Source organism: Microbacterium allomyrinae (assembly GCF_020682705.1).
In the GTDB taxonomy this organism is placed as follows: domain Bacteria; phylum Actinomycetota; class Actinomycetes; order Actinomycetales; family Microbacteriaceae; genus Microbacterium; species Microbacterium allomyrinae.
This window is the reverse complement of the sequence record NZ_JAGTTN010000003.1, coordinates 555,092-571,963: the sequence shown is the minus strand read 5'-3', so window position 1 is coordinate 571,963 and position 16,872 is coordinate 555,092. Positions and strand designations below refer to the sequence as shown.

The following is a 16,872-nucleotide window of genomic DNA, read 5'->3' as shown; positions in this document are numbered from 1 at the left end:
GGGGGCGGCGGGGCGGCGGCGGGGCGGCGGGGGCGGCGGGGGCGGCGGCGGCGGCGGGGGGCGGCGGGCGGCGGGAGGGGGATGTCGGGCGGCGGGAGGGGGATGTCGGTGGCAGGCCGCACACTGGAGCACGATGACGACTCCGACCGTGACACTCGCGCCGTGGGGAGAGGGCGACCTGCCCCTGCTCGAGCGCGCCAACACGCCCGAGATGACCACTTACATCGGCGGGCCCGAGACGGCGGCCGAACTCGCCGAGCGGCAGGCCCGCTATCTGCGGCTCAGCGCCTCGGGCGACGCGTGCATGTACCGCATCGAGGTCGATGACGAGCCGGTCGGTGGAATCGGGTACTGGAGGACCGAGCACGACGGTGTCCCCGCGTGGGAGACGGGGTGGCACGTCTACTCCGAGTGGCAGGGGCGCGGGATCGCACGCGCGGCCCTGCGGCAGATCATCCGACTCGTCGCCGGCCGTGCCGAGCGAGACGGGCCCGCCGACCGCCCCGGCAGCACCGACCGACCGGCCGACCGCGACCTGCTGGTGGCGTACCCCGGGGTCGACAATCCCGCCTCGAATGCGCTGTGCCGGAGCGCAGGGTTCGAACATCGCGGGTCGGCGACCGCGCCCTGGCGCGGCGGTGAGCTCACCTTCAACAACTGGGTGCTCGACATGGCGCCCCTCGATCTGACGGCGCGCGAACCCGACATCGACGAGACGTTCACCGGCAGCACGCTCGATTCCGAGCGCTGGTGGCCGTTCTACACACCGCACTGGTCGTCGAGGGATGCCTCGGCCGCCCGCTACACCACGGGTCCGAGGGGCCTCGAACTGCGCATCGATGCCGACACGGCTCCGTGGGCGCCCGACCTCGACGGCGAACTGCGCGTCTCGCACCTGCAGACCGGCCAGTTCTCCGGCCCGGTGGGCAGCGGCCTCGGCCAGCACCGCTTCCGCCCGGGGCTCACTGTGCGCGAGGAGCAGCCCGTGCGGCGCGGGTGGCTGGTGCGCCACGGTGTGATCGAGGTGCGACTCGCAGCGATCCGCCATCCCGACGCGATGGTCGCGTTCTGGCCGATCGGCTTCGAGGACCGCCCCGACGACTGCGGCGAGATCTGCATCGCCGAGATCTTCGGGAGCGAGGTCGACGACGACGGCGGCTGGGTGGGCGTCGGCGTCAAGCCCCAGAACGACCCCCGCCTGCGCGAGGACTTCGAGAAGGTGCGGATCGTCGGCGACCTCACGGCGATGCACGACTACGCCGTCGAGTGGAGCGCCGAGCGCGTGCGGTTCTTCATCGACGGCCGGTGGGTCAAGACCGTGCCGCAGTCGATCGACTACGCGGTGCAGTTCATGCTCGACGTCTACGAGTTTCCGCGCGCAGACGGCACGCGCGACACCGCATCCCTCCCCCACGCGCTGCGGGTGGAGCGCGTGCGCTCGTACCCGCCGCTGCCCTGACGACACGCGAACCTGAGGGACGCCGGAGGTGGAACGGGAGCGTCGTCCGAGCGCCGCGACTTCGGGTGTCGCGGCGCTCGGCGATCTTCGACCCCGACTAGCGGCGCTGCAGACTCAGGCCGTGGCCGAAGCGGAACAGCGGGTCGGCCGTGTCGAACGGCACGTCGGGACGGGATGCCTCGACAGCGGCCATCGAGGACGGGATGTCGAACGGCAGGGTGCCCTGCGCCGGCGCGGCGCCGCTGAGCACGTCGAGCAGCGCCGTGGCGCTCGCACCCCAGTTGCCGACGACGGCATGGGCCGACTCGACGACCGGGCCGAGGATCGCAGGGCGGTCCAGGAAGACATCCACCACCGTGGGCACGGCCGCGGCGACCTCGGCGATGTGCGCGAGCACCTCGGCCGAGAAGTCGAGCGAACCCGCGTGGAAGAAGTTCTCGAACATCGTCTCGCGCTGCTCGAACGGCGCCTGCAGGCGGAGGATCGCGATATCGGCTTCGGCGGGCGTCGCGACGACCTCGCCGAAGGCGCCCGCGGTCTCGGCCGCGATCCCCTCGACGTACAGCTTGGCGCCGCGGGAGAAGGGCAGCACCGCATCGCGGTTGGCCAGCACCGTGATCGAGGCGCGCTGCGCCGCGTCGCCCTCGGCACGGAACGCCGCCGATCCGACGATCGCGTCGGCCGCTTCGGCGTCGACGAACGGGTCCTCGAAGAGCCCGAGCAGGAACTTCTCGCGCAGCAGGCGTCGCGCCGACACGTCGAGACGCTCCTCCGATACCGTGCCGGAGTCCACGAGCTCGAGCAGCAGCTCGGGGCACGCCTCGCCGCCGAACTGGTCGGCTCCGGCATCCAGGATCTTGTGCATGCGTTCCGCGGGCGAGAGGTGCTCGACGCCCCACGCGCGGGCGGGGAACGGCTGGCCGAAGATCGCCGCGTCGTTGACGAGGCCCCAGTCGGTGCAGACGATGCCGTCGAAGCCGTAGCGCTCGCGCAGCAGACCCGTGAGCACCGACTTGTTGAAGCCGAAGCCGACCTCTTCGTATTCGGTGCCGACCGGCATCCCGTAGTAGGGCATGACCTGGCGCACCCCGGCGTCGAAGGCCGCCGCGAACGGCTTCAGGTGACGTTCGAACTCGCCGCCCGGATAGACCTGCTCGCGGCCGTAGGCGAAATGCGGGTCTTCGCCGTCCTTCTGCGGCCCGCCGCCGGGGAAGTGCTTGACCATCGCCGAGACGGCGCCCGGGCCGAACGAGTCGCCGTTCTGGAAGCCGCGGATGTAGGCCGCGCCCAGCTCGCCCGACAGCTCGGCGTCTTCGCCGAACGTCTGCAGAGCCCGCGACCAGCGCGGCTCGGTCGCGAGGTCGACCTGCGGGTGCAGGGCGACGCGGATGCCGACGGCGGTGTATTCCTGACGCGCGATGTCTCCGAACCGCTCGACGAGCGCCGCGTCGCGCGTCGCGGCCAGGCCGAGAGAGTCGGGCCACTGCGAGAAGGGACCGGCGAGCATCGCCGCGCCCGGGTTCTCGGTGAACGAGTGGCGCGGGTCGGTCGAGATCGTCACGGGGATTCCGAGACGGGTGGATGCCGCGAGCTCCTGCAACCTGTTGTGCCAGCGCGCGATCGCGCCGGCGGTAGGGGCGACGCCCAGCAGGTTGAAGTGCGTCATGCCCTTGTCGAGGACGTATTCACGGTTCGACGGCAGCCCGAACACGGGGTCGGCCTCGGCGAGCTCGCCGTCCTCGCCCATCGTGATCATGGTCTGGAAGAACAGCCCCGCCTTCTCGTCGACGGTCATCTCGGCGAGCAGCAGCTCGACGCGGTCATCGACGGGCAGGCTCGCGTCGAGCCACGGGCGCTCGGGCGCGGCGTCGGCCGTGCCGAGCGCGGGCGCGGTGTTGATGCTGGTGTCGGTCATGACTACTTCACTCCCTTGATGCGGTAGACGAGGATCGCGCCGGCGAGGGCGACGAGCGCGCCGAAGAGGTAATAGGTCGTGTATCCGCCGAGGACCGTGGTTGCGCCGAAGGCGATGATCGCGGGGGCGATCGCGGGGGCGATCGACTGCGGCAGCGCGTTGGCGATGTTCAGCACGCCGAGGTCCTTCGCCGTGTCGTCGGGGTTGGGCAGCACCTCGGTCGCGAGGGCGAGATCGACCGACATGAACGAGCCCGCGCCCAGGCCGATGATCGCCTGAGCGATGAGCACGACCGTGACGCTGGGCGCGAAGGCGAGGGTCACGAGACCGACGACCATGATGACGCCCGCGATCGCGACGAAGGGGCGGCGCTTGCCGATCTTGTCCGACAGGATGCCGCCGAGCGGTCCCGAGATGGCCATCGCCACCATGGACGCGAGGTTGGCGATCAGGATCGTCGTGATCGCAGCCTGCTCATCCAGGCCGAACTTGTCGATGAGGTAGAACGGCAGGAAGGTCGCGATGCCGGCGTAGCCGAACATGACGAGGAACTTCGTGAGCCAGGTCCAGCCGAAGTCCGGGTGCGTGCGCGGGTTGAATACGAACGAGCCGAAGAACTGCCCGACGGTGAACTTCTGCGCGGGCTTCTCCTCGAGGCGACGATCTTTCAGGACCAGGACGAACAGCACGGCGAGAACCGTGGCGATGGCGGCGGGTACCACGAAGCGGGCGAAGTCATCGGACAGGAAGTTGACGAGGAACGAGCCGGCGAGGATGCCGAGAGGCGTGGTGAGTCCGACGATGCCCGACACCTTGCCGCGACCGGTGACGGGCACCTGATCGGGAAGCGTGGCGTTCGCCGCGGCGAGGACCGAGTTCATCGCGGCCTGCACGAGGCACCAGGCGATGAGGACGACCCACACCGAGGTCGCCGCACCGATGAGGGCGAACCCGCCGAGTCCCACCAGCGTGCCGCCCAGAATCCATGGGCGACGCATGCCGAAGCGCGACGTGGTGCGGTCGGACAGGCGGCCCGCCAGCGGGTTCGCGATGAGCGCGAACAGCGCGCCGACGCCCATGATGAGGCCGAGCTGAGCGGTGGCCTCCTCGGGCGTGGCGGTGATGTGCTGGACCTTGAACGCCATGGACACCAGGACCGGCGTGAGGAGAGCCAGGTAGACGCCGAAGTTCACCGCGGCGAGGCCCGGGGTGTACCCGCGCGGAGTTCTGGAGGGCGTCGTGCCCGGCGCCTTGAAGCCTGTGGTGCCGCCGGCGGCGGCGATTGCGGCGGATGACAGCTCTGTCATGGGAGTCCTTTCACATGCGGCGCATCTCCTGCGGTGCGTCTGGGAATCGAGAGTACACGAATCCCGACCGGGTGGTAACTGAATATCTACCGGTTGGTAATGAGCGACGATAGAGTGAGATATGCAAAGGGGATGCACGTGAGCACGACGACCGCGACGACGCGAGGCACGGCGCGCAGCGCTCAAGCCGCGCGCACCCGCGACGCCATCGTCGTCGCCGCCCGCGAGGCATTCGTCGCCCGCGGCTACCGGGCAACGTCCCTCCGCGACATCGCGACGGCCGCGGGCATCAGTCATCCCGGGCTGCTGCGGCACTTCGCCACGAAGGACGCACTGCTCGCCGAGGTCGTCGCCGAGCTCGAGCGCGACAACGAGCAGCTCATGCTCGACCGCCTCGTCGCCGCCGAGCCCGGCACGCTCGAGTACGCCGCCCTCGCGCGGCACAACGAGACGATCCCCGGCTACCTCCCGCTGTTCGCCGCGCTGATCGGCGAGGCGTCGACGGCGAGTCACCCCGCCCACGCGCGCATGCGTGAACGGTACGCGCGACTGCGCGAGATCTCGACCGCGGCTCTCGAAGAGGCGATCGCGCACGACGCCGTGTCGCCCGACCGCGACCCCGAGGGCGAGGCCGTGCGCGTGGCGGCGGCATGGGACGGCCTGCAGCTGCTGGAGCAGTACCTTCCCGAACGTGTCGACGTCGCCGAGCTGCTCCAGGTGCGAGAGGGACTTCTCACGCTTCCCGTCGGCTGGCACGAGCCCGGCGACATGCAGCCCCGAGGGATCGCCGCGCCGATACCCCCGATGCCGCATCACTCGGCCGACCGCGCCGCACCCGAGGTGGGCTACCGGGTGGGCCGCGAGCGGCGGGCCCGCATCGTCGACGACGCCATGGCGCTGTTCGCCGCCGAGGGCTACGGCGACACGAGCCTGCGCGACATCGCCGAGAAGGTCGGCGTGTCGAAGGCGACGCTGCTGCACCACTACCCCTCGAAAGAAGCACTGCTCAGCGCCGTGCTGACCAAGCGCGACAGCGGAATCGACGCGCGGATGTCGTACATCCAGCGCTCACGGGCGGTCGACGAGCTGCGCAGCCTGCCGCTCGGCGCCGCGGACTCGGCGCGCAGCGCACCCGGGCTCATCGAGGTGTACGCCGTGCTCTCGTGCGAGGCGGTGCCGGCCGATCATCCGGCGCACGCGTACTTCACCCAGCGCTTCACCGACGTCGCCGATCACTTCGCGGCGCTGCTGCGTGCCGCCCAGGCCGACGGCGACCTGCCCTCGCACCGCGACCCCGAGTTCGAGGCCCTGTGGCTGGTGGCGCTCTGGGACGGCCTGCAGTACCAGTGGCTCTACGACCGTGAGAACGTGGATGTCGCGGAGCACCTCACCGCGCACCTCGAGGATCTGCTCCCGCGTTCCTGAACCGGGGCGCGAGCGCCCGCGGTACGGGAAGGCTCAGCCGCGGCGCGGTACTTCGGCCGAGGTGGATGCCTCTGCCGCACCGCCGTGCCCGCGCCGCACCGGAATGCGCCTCGTCCGGTCCCCGGCCGTAGTGAACGGCGGCGAGCCCGGCCTCAGGCCGCGGCGACCACCTCGAGCACGGCTTCGCCGTAGGCCTCGCGCTTCTTGGCACCGATGCCGGTGACTCCGTCGAGGTCGGCGAGGCTCGCGGGCCTGCGCTCGGCGAGCGCGCGCAGTGTGGCATCGCCGAACACGATGTAGGCGGGCACCCCGAGCTCTTTGGCGATGCTCGCGCGCCACGTGCGCAGCGCTTCGAAGAGTCCGAGGTCGGCCGGGGCGAGAGTGTCGGAGGCTGCGATCTTGCGCACCCGGGTGGGCCCCGCGGCCGCGCGCCCCATCACATCGCGCCGCAGCGGCACCGGGGTGTCTCCGCGCAGCACTCCGCCGGCGGCTTCGCCGAGCGCCAGCGTGCCGTATTCGCCGCGGGCGACCAGGATGCCGCGGGCCAGCAGCTGCCGGATGACGCTCCGCCAGTCCTGCTCACTGAGGTCGGCGCCCAGACCGTACGTCGACAGCGAGTCGTGCCCCTGCTGGCGGATGCGGTCGGTCGATGCACCGCGCAGGATGTCGACGAGATGCCCGGCGCCGAACGACTGGTTGCGCTCGCGCTGCAGCCGCACGATGGTCGACAGCAGCTTCTGCGCCGGCACCAGGCCGTCCCACGACTCGGGCGCTTCGAGGCACGTGTCGCAGTTGCCGCACGGGCCCGACTCCTCGCCGAAGTAGCCGAGCAGGTTCTGGCGGCGGCATCCGATCGTCTCGCAGAGCCCCAGCATGGCGTCGAGATGCTGCCCGAGACGTGTCTTGAAAGCGCGGTCGCCGGGCGACTGGTCGATCATGCGCCGCTGCTGCACGACGTCGCCGAGCCCGTACGCCATCCACGCGACGGATGCCTCGCCGTCACGGCCGGCGCGCCCCGTCTCCTGGTAGTACCCCTCGACGGACTTGGGCAGATCGATGTGCGCCACGAAGCGGACATCGGGCTTGTCGATGCCCATGCCGAACGCGATCGTCGCAACCATCACCACACCGTCTTCGCGGAGGAAGCGCGACTGGTTGGCGGCACGCGTCTCGGCGGGAAGGCCTGCGTGGTAGGGCAGGGCGTCGACTCCCTGGGCGGACAGGAACTCCGCGGTCTGCTCGACGGACTTGCGGCTGAGCGCGTAGACGATGCCGGCGCAGCCCGCCCCCTGCGAGCGGATGAACGCCAGCAGCTGACGCCGGGGGTCGGACTTGACCTCGATGCGGTACTGGATGTTGGGCCGGTCGAAGCTCGAGACGAAGTGGCGCGCCTGCGGCAGCACCAGTCGCTCGGTCATCTCACGGTGGGTCGCCGGCGTCGCGGTGGCGGTGAGGGCGAGGCGCGGCACTCCCGGGAACCGCTCGGCGAGCGCGCCGAGCGCAAGGTAGTCGGGCCGGAAGTCGTGACCCCACTGCGAGACGCAGTGGGCCTCGTCGATGGCGATGACGCTCAGGCGTCCGCGCGCGAGGAAGCGCAGCGTGGTCTCGGTGTTGAGGCGCTCGGGGGCGACGTAGAGCAGGTCGAGTTCGCCGGCGAGATACGCCTGCTCGATCGCCGCACGCTCGGCGGGGGTCTGGGTCGAGTTGAGGTAGGCCGCCCGCACGCCGTTGGCCACGAGCGCGTCGACCTGATCGTGCATCAGCGCGATGAGCGGGCTGACCACGAGGCCGGTGCCCGGTCGCACGAGCGCGGGGATCTGGTAGCAGACACTCTTGCCGCCACCGGTGGGCATGAGCACGACGGCGTCGCCGCCCGCGATCACATGATCGACGATCGCACCCTGCTCGCCGCGGAACGCGTCGTAGCCGTAGACCTCGTGCAGCACCGTGCGAGCCTCGGCGCCGACGTGTCTCGATGCGCGTCCTTCGGTCGCACCCGACAGCCGATCCCGCCGCGGACCGGCGCCCGCGAACGCGTCGCTGGCGGGCCCGCCCGGTCCGGCGAAGCCGCCGGCGGGCGCACCTCCGCCGAATCCACGGCCCGGATCGTCCTGCGGCGGAGCCCAGGAATCCTCGGGCGGAGCCCACGAATCGTCTGGCGGCGGAGCGAACTCGTCAGGGCTCCACGCGAGGTCTGCGTACGGGTCGCCCTGCGAAGTGGTCACCCGTCCAAGGGTAGCCGCGGCATCCGACCCTGCCTGCGCGTCCACCATCCGAGCGGGCACACCCGACCGTCCCGCGACCTGGCGAGGAGCCGGCGTCAGGTCCACTTCTCGGCCAGCGCCGAGATGACGGTGGCGGTGCGGTTCGTCGCGACGCCGAGGTGCTTCGCCGCACGCAGCGGATCGACGGTCCCCGCCTGGTACCCCTGTCCCAGCAGCGCGTGCGCCGCCCGGCCCCGCACCACCATCTCGCCCGCGTCCGACGCGAGCTCCTCGATGCGGGCGATGCTCTCGGGAGGCACTTCCTCTTTGAGCAGGTAGACGTAGTGGCGCTCGAGGCCGGGGTGCTGCGCGCCGAGCTCGGCGACCTCACGCGCGATCGCGGCGAACTCGGCCCGCGTGAACACGACGGTCGGCACCTCGAAACCGCGATCGGCGGCGAAGGCCGCTTCGAGCACGGCTTCGATCTTGGCGATCGAGCGCATCGGCGTGGTGAAGCGCACATTGCCGGTGTTGATGTGGGTCGCGACGTCGGTGAAGCCCGCCCCTTCGACCACCCGGCGGATGTCGTCCTTGGGGAACACGCGCTTCGCACCGAGGTTGATCGCGCGGAGGAAGCCCAGATAGGTCGGCACACCTCATCATCCCCGATACCCCCGCCCCCGGCATCCGCCCCGGCCGACCACCGCCGAGAGTGCACGAACGACGACGGGGCGAAGCCCTGACCCGTCGTTCGCGCACTCTCGGCAGCCGCTAGAGCCGCAGGACCTCGGTGACGCGCACGACGGCGGTGCCGAGCTCCTCCGATTCGGCGAGGTCGACGACGGCGCGGATCCGCCAGTCGTGGTTGCCGTCGGGGTCGTCGATCGTCTGCTCGACGCGCCAGAGACCGGATGCCGCGGCATCCGTCTCGTCAATCGCGACGAGTCTCGGCGACCGGGCAGGGCCGCCGGTGAGCAGCTCGTCGTGCTCGTCGAAGTAGGCGTCGAGCGCGGTCGGCCAGTCGATGTCGGGATCGAGCGCGACGAGGTCGTCGTCGCGCTGCAGGGCGGCCAGCTGCACGCGGCGGAACAGCTCGTTGCGAACGAGCACGAGGAACGCGCGGCGGTTGGTCAGCACCGACGGCGGAGCCGGCGGCACCACCGGGGCGGTGGGATCGGCCGCGGGGTTGATCAGCGCCTCCCACTCGTCGACGAGGCTCGAATCGACCTGCCGCACGAGTTCACCGAGCCACGCGACCAGGTCGAGCAGGTCGGACGTCTGCGCCTCGGTGGGCACGGTCTGGCGGATCGCCCGGAACGCATCCGACAGGTAGCGCAGCACGAGACCTTCGCTGCGGGCCAGCTGATAGTGCTGGATCAGCTCGGCGAACGAGAACGCCCGCTCGAACATGTCGCGCACGACCGACTTGGGCGAGAGCTCGAAGTCGCGCACCCACGGCTGACTCGACGCGAACACCTCGTACGACTGCGCGAGGAGCTCTTCGAGCGGCTTCGGATAGGTGACCCCTTCGAGCAGCTCCATGCGCTCGTCGTACTCGATGCCCTCGCGCTTCATCGCGGCGACCGCTTCGCCGCGCGCGAGGAACTGCTGCTGCGAGAGCACGGGCCGCGGGTCGTCGAGCGTCGACTCGATGACACTCACGACGTCGAGCGCGTAGTGCCCGGTGCCCGCGCTGCCCGAAGGCGCGTCGGGCTGGCCGCCGCCGAGCTCGGTCGCCGGATCGAGCAGCCCGATCGCGGCGAGCGCGAAAGGCGAGAGCGGCTGGTTGAGGGCGAAGTTCGGCTGCAGATCGACGGTCAGACGGATGGCCCCGTCCGCGGCGATCTCGACAACCTCGGCGGTGCGCAGCGTCCGGAAGATCGCGATCGCGCGTCGCGTCAGCTCGAACTGACGAGCGCGGGGCTCGTGGTTGTCAGTCACGAGCGCGCGGACGTTCTCGAACACGTCGCCGCCGCGGGCGATGACGTTGATCAGCATGGCGGCCGTCAGCTGCAGCTGCGGCACGAGCGGTTCGGGCTCGGCATCGACGAGTCGGTCGAAGGTCGCCTCGCTCCAGTTCACGAACCCCTGCGGCGCCTTCTTGCGCACGACCTTCTTGAGCTTCTTGGCGTCGTCGCCCGCTTTCGCGACGGCGGCGGCGTTCTCGATCTCGTGGTCCGGCGCCATCACGACGACCGTTCCCGCCGTGTCGTATCCGGCGCGGCCGGCGCGCCCTGCGATCTGGTGGAACTCGCGAGCGCTGAGCTGGCGCATCCGCTGTCCGCCGTACTTCGCGAGCGCGGTGATCAGCACCGTGCGGATCGGCACGTTGATGCCGACGCCGAGCGTGTCGGTGCCGCAGATGACCCGCAGCAGGCCGCGCTGCGCGAGCGTCTCGACCAGGCGCCGGTACCGCGGCAGCATGCCCGCGTGGTGCACGCCGATGCCGGCCCTCACGTACCGCGACAGGGTGCGGCCGAAGGCGGTCGTGAAGCGGAACCCGCCGATCGCCTCGGCGATCGCGTCGCGCTGCTCGCGGCTCACCACACGGATGCTCGACAGCGCCTGCGCCCGCTCCATGGCAGCGGCCTGCGAGAAGTGCACGACGTAGACGGGCGACTGCCCGCTCTGGAGCAGATCTTCGACCGTCTCGTGCACGGGCGTGCGCGCGTAGGAGAAGTGCAGCGGCACGGGCCGTTCGACCCCGGTGATGCGCGCCACCGGGCGGCCGGTGCGGCGCTCGAGATCCTCGGCGATCGGGGTGACGTCGCCGAGCGTGGCCGACATCAGGATGAACTGCGCGCGTGGCAGGAGCAGCAGCGGAACCTGCCACGCCCAGCCCCGATCGGAGTCGCCGTAGTAGTGGAACTCGTCCATCACGACCTGGTCGACCGCGGCATCCGGTCCCTGGCGCAGCGCGAGATTCGCGAGGATCTCGGCCGTGCAGCAGATGATCGGAGCATCGGGGTTGACCGACGAGTCGCCGGTGACCATGCCGACGTTCGCGGCCCCGAAGATGTCGACGAGTGCGAAGAACTTCTCGCTCACGAGCGCCTTGATCGGCGCCGTGTAATACGAGCGGCCACCGTGGGCGAGCGCAGCGGCGTGCGCCGCGACGGCCACGAGCGATTTGCCGGTGCCCGTCGGCGTCGACAGGATCACGTGGGACCCCGACACGATCTCGATGACCGCCTCGTCCTGCGCGGGGTACAGCGTCAGCTCGCGATCGGCCGCCCACTCGACGAATCCGAGGTACATCGCATCGGCTTCCGCGCCGGACGGCACGGCGTCGATCAGCGAGACGGGCATCCCCTGAGTCTGCCAGGCCGGGGCGGGTGCCCGGTCCGGAGTGCGAGCGGATGCCGCGGCACGGCCTGCGCGGTGGCGGAATCGCTGGGGCGCCGCGTACGTTGAACGAGGACGACGGAAGGACTCCCGTGACCGACGACGACAACACCCTCATCACCGTTTCGCGCAACGACGAAGACCACCGCTACGAGATCCACGTCGGAGGCGTGCTCGCCGGCTTCACGGTGTTCCGCATCGACGCGCGAGGACGTCTGCACTTTCCTCACACCGAGGTCGACCCGGCGTTCCGCGGGCGCGGCATCGCTCAGCGGGTCGTCGCCGAGGCGATGGCCGACACGGCCCGCCGCGGCGAGACGGTGGTGCCGCACTGCCCCGTCGTGGCCAAGTACCTGCGAGAGCAGGACGTGCCCGGGCTGACGATCGAGTGGCCCGAGCATCCTCACCCCGAGTGAGCGGGAGACGACGACCGTGACCAGGCTCGGAGCCGCCGACGCCGTCGAGACGGAGTCCGCCGTCGCCTGCGTCCCCGTTCCTCCTCCCCACGGCGCTGGCGCGCCGCGCGGAGCCTCTCGGGACGGGGGCCCAGGACCGCGCGCGCTGCTGCTCGAGACGCGCGAGGTGCCGCTGGGCGGAGTGCGGGCGATGGAGGTGCACCGCTCACTGCCGCAGCGCGATCTGCCGCTCGTCGGCGCGTGGTGCTTCCTCGACCGGTTCGGCCCGCAGGTCGCGCGGATGCGCGTCGACCCGCACCCGCACATCGGGCTGCAGACCGTGACGTGGCCGTACCAGGGCGAGGTCCGCCACCGCGATTCCGTCGGCAGCGACGTCGTGGTGCGCCGTGGAGCGCTCAACCTCATGACGAGCGGCGCCGGCATCTCGCACTCCGAGTACTCGACGGGCGAGGATGCCGCCGCGATAGACGCCCTGCAGCTGTGGGTCGCCCTGCCCGAGTCACGTCGCCACGGGGCGCCCGCGTTCGAGCAGCATGCGGTGCTCCCCGAGATCGAGCTCGTCCCCGTGACCGGAGACCCGGGCGCGGCGACCATCGTGCTCGGCGCGCTGGGCGGGACGGCGTCGCCCGCGACGACGTACACGCCGATCGTGGGCGCCGAGCTGCGCATCCCCGCCGGTTCGTCGGTGCGGGTTCCGCTCGAGCGCGCGTGGGAGCACGCGCTGATCGTCGTCGCCGGCGACGCCGCGGTCGCCGTGAGCACCGCGGGGCCGGAAGGGGCGGCATCCGTCTCGTCCGGCGACGACGGAGACGTCGACCTCGACACCACGCACCTGCTCTACCTCGGGATCCACCGAGACGATGTGGTGATCTCGAGCGCGAACGGGGCGACCCTGTTCCTGCTGGGCGGCGAGCCGTTCGAGGACGACATCGTCATGTGGTGGAACTTCGTCGGGCGCACCCACGAAGAGATCGTCGAGGCCCGCGAGGCGTGGGAAGCGGGCTCCGAACGGTTCGGGCGCGTCATCGATCACGGCGACGAACGCATCCCCGCGCCGCCGCTGCCGGCCGTGCGTCTCACCCGCCGGCGCCGGCGCGTCTGACACGCTGTCGACCCCGCAGCGCTCAGCGCCGTGACGGAAGGGGCGCCCGGGCCGCAGCCCGGGCGCCCCTTCCGTCAGTCGATCAGCGCAGGACCAGGAATCCGGAGACTCCTACCGAGGCCTCCACCTGGTCGGTGCCACCGAACGCCGCGGTGACGACGTACACCCCGCGCTTCTGCTTCGACAGCGGGATCGTCACCGCCCCCTCGACGAGGGTTCCCGTGTACTTCTGAGCGTTGACCCACACCGTGACCGGGCCGGTCGCGGCCGGCCCGCCCGAGGGCTTCACCGCGACCGTGACCGTGTAGTCCTGCGACGCGGTGCCGACGTAGCGGTTGACGGTGACGGACGTCTTCGAGGAGTGCTTCACGAAGACGGCCTCGCTCACCGCGGTGCCGGTGTTGATGTTGCCCTCCTGCGCGGCCGTGACCTCCACGCTCAGCGCCGTGCCGGCATCCGCGGCCACGACCTGGTACGTCGGGGCCGACGCGCCTTCGATCGGTGCGTTGTCACGCAGCCACTGGTAGGTGAGCGCGACGTCCTTCGGCTCCCAGCTTCCCGGGTTCGCCTTGAGCGTCTTGCCCACCTTCGCCGATCCGGTGATCTTCGGCGCGACCTTCGCGACGGGGGCCGCAGCACCCGAGTCGACGGTCAGGATCGTGCGCACGTCCGACTCGCCGTACTGCACGACGCCGTAGTAGCGGGTGTCGGGCGCCAGAGCACTCCATGACAGCGAGTAGCTGGTCGGGGTGCTCTCGGTCACCGGCAGCGGGTTCGGGGTCGCGGTGAGCGATCCTTCGCCGTCGGCGCCCACGACGGCCGTCGTGAGATCCCACGTGAACAGCGCCGTGAACGAGTAGACGTTCGCCTCGACGAGGTAGGTGCCGGCCGTCGGTTCGGGCAGCACGACCGACTCGTCGGCCGAGCCGCTCGCCGATGCGAAGCGCTCGTAGTAGCTCAGGTCGGTCGGACTCACGACGCGGTAGACGAACAGGTCGAGGTCGCTGCCCTCATCGTCCGACGAATCGAGGTCGAACCGCGCGAGCGTCGAGCCTTCCGGAACATCGACGATGTAGTACGAGTAGCCGTCCTCATCGCCGGTGTTCTCGTCGCCCGAGTGCCCCTCGACGGGGTCGCCGTTGGGGAAGACCGGCTCGGTCTGCAGGACCGCGGGGGCGAGACCGCTGAGGTTGAGGGGCAGCTCGCCCGTCACCCCCGGGGTGATCTCGACCGTGGTGCTGCCGGTGATCCCCTCGCCCGCCACGTCCGCCGGGGCGTCTGCGGTGACCGGGTAGATCGCGATCGGCGAGCGCACCGTCTCGGGGCCCGTCCACGTGAGGAAGCCCGTCGCCCAGACCTCGGGGTCGGCCGTCGTCTTCGTGAAGCTGACGGTGAAGGTGCCCGTCGCCCCCTCGGCGAGCGTGAGCTCGGACGGCGAGACGACCACGTCGACACCCGGCACCGACACCGAGGCGGTGTAGGTGCCCGCGGTCGTCGCGCGCACGGTTCGCGTGACCGTCTGCGGACCCGACAGCGAGCCGATCGAGATCGATGCGAGGTTCAAGTCGCTGCCGTCGATCGGGTCGACCCCGAAGTCGTACAGGTTCTTGCCCTGCAGGTACGCCGCCCAGTCGGCCGGGCCGTTGTCGTAGACCAGGCCGGCGTCGAAGAAGCGCGTCGGGTCGACGTGGCCCGCACCCTGCGCGAACGGATCGGTGCTCTCGGTCCCGTCCTCGCCGACCGTGTTGTACGCGGTCGTCATCATGGCCGACTTGACCTCGGCAGGAGTGGCGTTGGGCCGCTCTCCGAGATAGAGCGCGCCCAGGCCCGCGACGTGCGGCGACGACATCGAGGTTCCGGAGAGGAATCCGAACGTGGGAGCTGCGCCTTCGGCGTTCTCGGTCGCCGCGAGGATCGCGACGCCGGGTGCCGAGATGTCGGGCTTGAGGATGTCGCTGCCGTCGGCGAGCATCGGGCCGCGGCTCGAGAATCCGGCGACGACGGGCGTCGGGGTCACTTCACCGGTGATGTTCTCGCCGTGGAGCGTCGCCGTCGCGTCGGCGGTACCGCGCACGTAGGCGAGCAGGTCGGTGCGGAAGGTGTCCTGGATGTGGATGGTCGGAACCGAGTGGAAGTCGTTGTCGAGCGAGCTCGGCGTGACGTTCACCAGGATCATGCCGATGCCGCCGGCTTCGGCGACCGCCTGCGACTTCTCGACGCGGGCATTCGTGCCGCGATCGCACACCACGATCTTGCCCGTGACGACCGCGGGGTCCAGCGTGTCGAGGAAGCAGAGCTCGGCCTCGGTCGTCACCGCACCCGCAGCGACCGCGTCGCCCGCGTAGACGACGGGCGCCGTGATCGTCTCGCCGAACGGCACGCTCACCGAGGCGCCGGCCGCGAGCAGCCCGGTGGGAAGCTCGACCGTTCCCTCGTACGTGGGGATCGTGGATGCCGCGACCGTGGTGTACCACGGCGACGCGTGGTCGGCGGTCGAGGCGCCCGGTCCGTCGTTGCCGGCGCTGACGGCGATGAAGATGCCTGCCGCGGCCGCGTTGAAGAACGCGGTGTCCTCGGTGGCGAACGTGGTCGTCGCAGCTCCTCCGCCGATCGAGTAGTTGATGACGTCGACGCCGTCGCGGGCCGCCGCGTTGATGGCGCCCATCAGGTCGCTCAGCGCGCAGATGTCGTCGTCGGTGACCAGCGGGTCGGGCCCCACGAAGCAGGCCTTGTAGGCCGAGACCTTCGCTGCCGGCGCCACCCCCGAGATGGTTCCGAACTCGACGCCTTCGACCGATGCCGGCACGTCGTGGTTGCCTGCGGCCGTGCTGGCGGTGTGCGAGCCGTGCCCGTCTTTGTCGCGCGGCGACAGGTAGTCGTCGGCGAAGTCGTAGCCCGCCGCGGCCGCACCGGCGCTGAAGTACTTCGCGCCGATGAGCTTCGTGGAGTAGTCGTCGTTGTTCCACGCGGCGCCCGTGACGCGGTCGCTGCGGAACGTGGTGCCGTCTGCCTTCGCGTAGACGACCGTATTGCCGTCGAGGTACGGCTCGGCGCCGGACGCGGTGCCCAGCGGAGCGCCGGCGAACGACGGGCTCTCGGGGGCGATGCCGGTGTCGATGACGCCGACCACGGTCCCGGCGCCGGCGGCGCCGACGCCTCCGACCGCGTTCCACACGCCGGTGTCGCCTTCGAGGCCGAGGAACTCCGTCGACGGGACGGCGTCGGGGTGCAGGATCTCGTCCGGCACCACAGACGTCACACCCTTCGCGCCCGCGAGCTTGGCCGCCTGCGCGGCGGTGAGGTTGGCCGTGAACGCGTTGAGGGTGATGGTCAGGCTGCTGTCGGGCGTGACGCCCGCATCTGCCGCGACATCCTGCTGGCGGTCCTCGAGGAAGTTCGAGTACCGCTGGACTTCTCGCGAGGACGCGTCGAGTTTCGCGCCGTCCTCGGGCTTGGTGGGCGCGAGGCCGCTCTCACCGCCTTCGTACGTGGCGGCGGGAGCTTCGTCGAGCAGCACGATGTAGCGGCCGGCTGACAGATCGATCGGGATGGGGGTGTTCACCTCCTCCGCGGTGGCGCCGAAGCTGGCGGTTGCGGTACCGGTGAACAGTGCGGCGAGTGTGACGACCGCTGCTGCCCTCACGAGGGATCGACCCATGCGTGGCCTCCATTGTGTTCGTGCAATGAGGTGCCGAGCCG

10 protein-coding genes are annotated in these 16,872 nt (G+C 70.8%); 4 read left to right on the top strand and 6 right to left on the bottom strand.

Annotation, left to right across the window (positions count from 1 at the left end):
- The first annotated feature begins 133 nt into the window (after nt 1–133).
- Nucleotides 134–1,459, top strand: coding sequence for a GNAT family N-acetyltransferase (locus KEC57_RS12390; RefSeq protein ID WP_229384919.1), 1,326 nt, complete (start codon nt 134–136; stop codon nt 1,457–1,459).
- A gap of 97 nt (nt 1,460–1,556) precedes the next feature.
- Here the strand turns inward: KEC57_RS12390 and KEC57_RS12385 are convergent, their stop codons facing one another.
- Both KEC57_RS12385 and KEC57_RS12380 read right to left on the bottom strand, forming a co-directional pair.
- Entirely contained in the window at nt 1,557–3,374 is a 1,818-nt protein-coding gene (locus tag KEC57_RS12385; RefSeq protein ID WP_229384918.1) for a glycoside hydrolase family 3 protein, read from the bottom strand.
- A gap of 2 nt (nt 3,375–3,376) precedes the next feature.
- Nucleotides 3,377–4,681, bottom strand: coding sequence for an MFS transporter (locus tag KEC57_RS12380; RefSeq protein ID WP_229384917.1), 1,305 nt, complete (start codon nt 4,679–4,681; stop codon nt 3,377–3,379).
- Between the two features lie 132 nt (nt 4,682–4,813).
- Here KEC57_RS12380 and KEC57_RS12375 point away from each other — a divergent pair, with 132 nt between their 5' ends.
- Nucleotides 4,814–6,106, top strand: a complete 1,293-nt coding sequence (locus tag KEC57_RS12375; protein WP_229384916.1) for a TetR/AcrR family transcriptional regulator — start codon at nt 4,814–4,816, stop codon at nt 6,104–6,106.
- 152 nt (nt 6,107–6,258) lie between these two features.
- On the opposite strand, the gene recQ is transcribed toward KEC57_RS12375, so the two are convergent.
- The 3 genes from recQ to KEC57_RS12360 form a co-directional block, all read right to left on the bottom strand.
- Nucleotides 6,259–8,379, bottom strand: a complete 2,121-nt coding sequence (recQ, locus tag KEC57_RS12370) for a DNA helicase RecQ (RefSeq protein WP_229384915.1) — start codon at nt 8,377–8,379, stop codon at nt 6,259–6,261.
- A 47-nt stretch (nt 8,380–8,426) separates the two neighbouring features.
- Nucleotides 8,427–8,963 carry a DUF1697 domain-containing protein gene (locus KEC57_RS12365; protein WP_229384914.1) on the bottom strand — a complete coding sequence of 179 codons (537 nt, stop codon included), beginning with the start codon at nt 8,961–8,963 and terminating at the stop codon, nt 8,427–8,429.
- A gap of 118 nt (nt 8,964–9,081) precedes the next feature.
- Complete coding sequence (locus tag KEC57_RS12360) at nt 9,082–11,619, bottom strand: DEAD/DEAH box helicase (RefSeq protein WP_229384913.1); 2,538 nt, start codon at nt 11,617–11,619, stop codon at nt 9,082–9,084.
- A gap of 128 nt (nt 11,620–11,747) precedes the next feature.
- Between KEC57_RS12360 and KEC57_RS12355 the strand changes: the two genes are divergently transcribed.
- Together KEC57_RS12355 and KEC57_RS12350 are read left to right on the top strand one after the other, a co-directional pair.
- Nucleotides 11,748–12,071: a GNAT family N-acetyltransferase gene (locus tag KEC57_RS12355; RefSeq protein WP_229384912.1), complete on the top strand. Its 324-nt coding sequence runs from the start codon at nt 11,748–11,750 to the stop codon at nt 12,069–12,071.
- A 145-nt stretch (nt 12,072–12,216) separates the two neighbouring features.
- A complete protein-coding gene (locus KEC57_RS12350; protein WP_229384946.1) occupies nt 12,217–13,173 on the top strand; it encodes a pirin family protein in 957 nt (318 codons plus the stop codon).
- A gap of 82 nt (nt 13,174–13,255) precedes the next feature.
- On the opposite strand, the gene KEC57_RS12345 is transcribed toward KEC57_RS12350, so the two are convergent.
- Entirely contained in the window at nt 13,256–16,831 is a 3,576-nt protein-coding gene (locus tag KEC57_RS12345) for a S8 family serine peptidase (RefSeq protein WP_229384911.1), read from the bottom strand.
- Nucleotides 16,832–16,872: the final 41 nt, after the last annotated feature.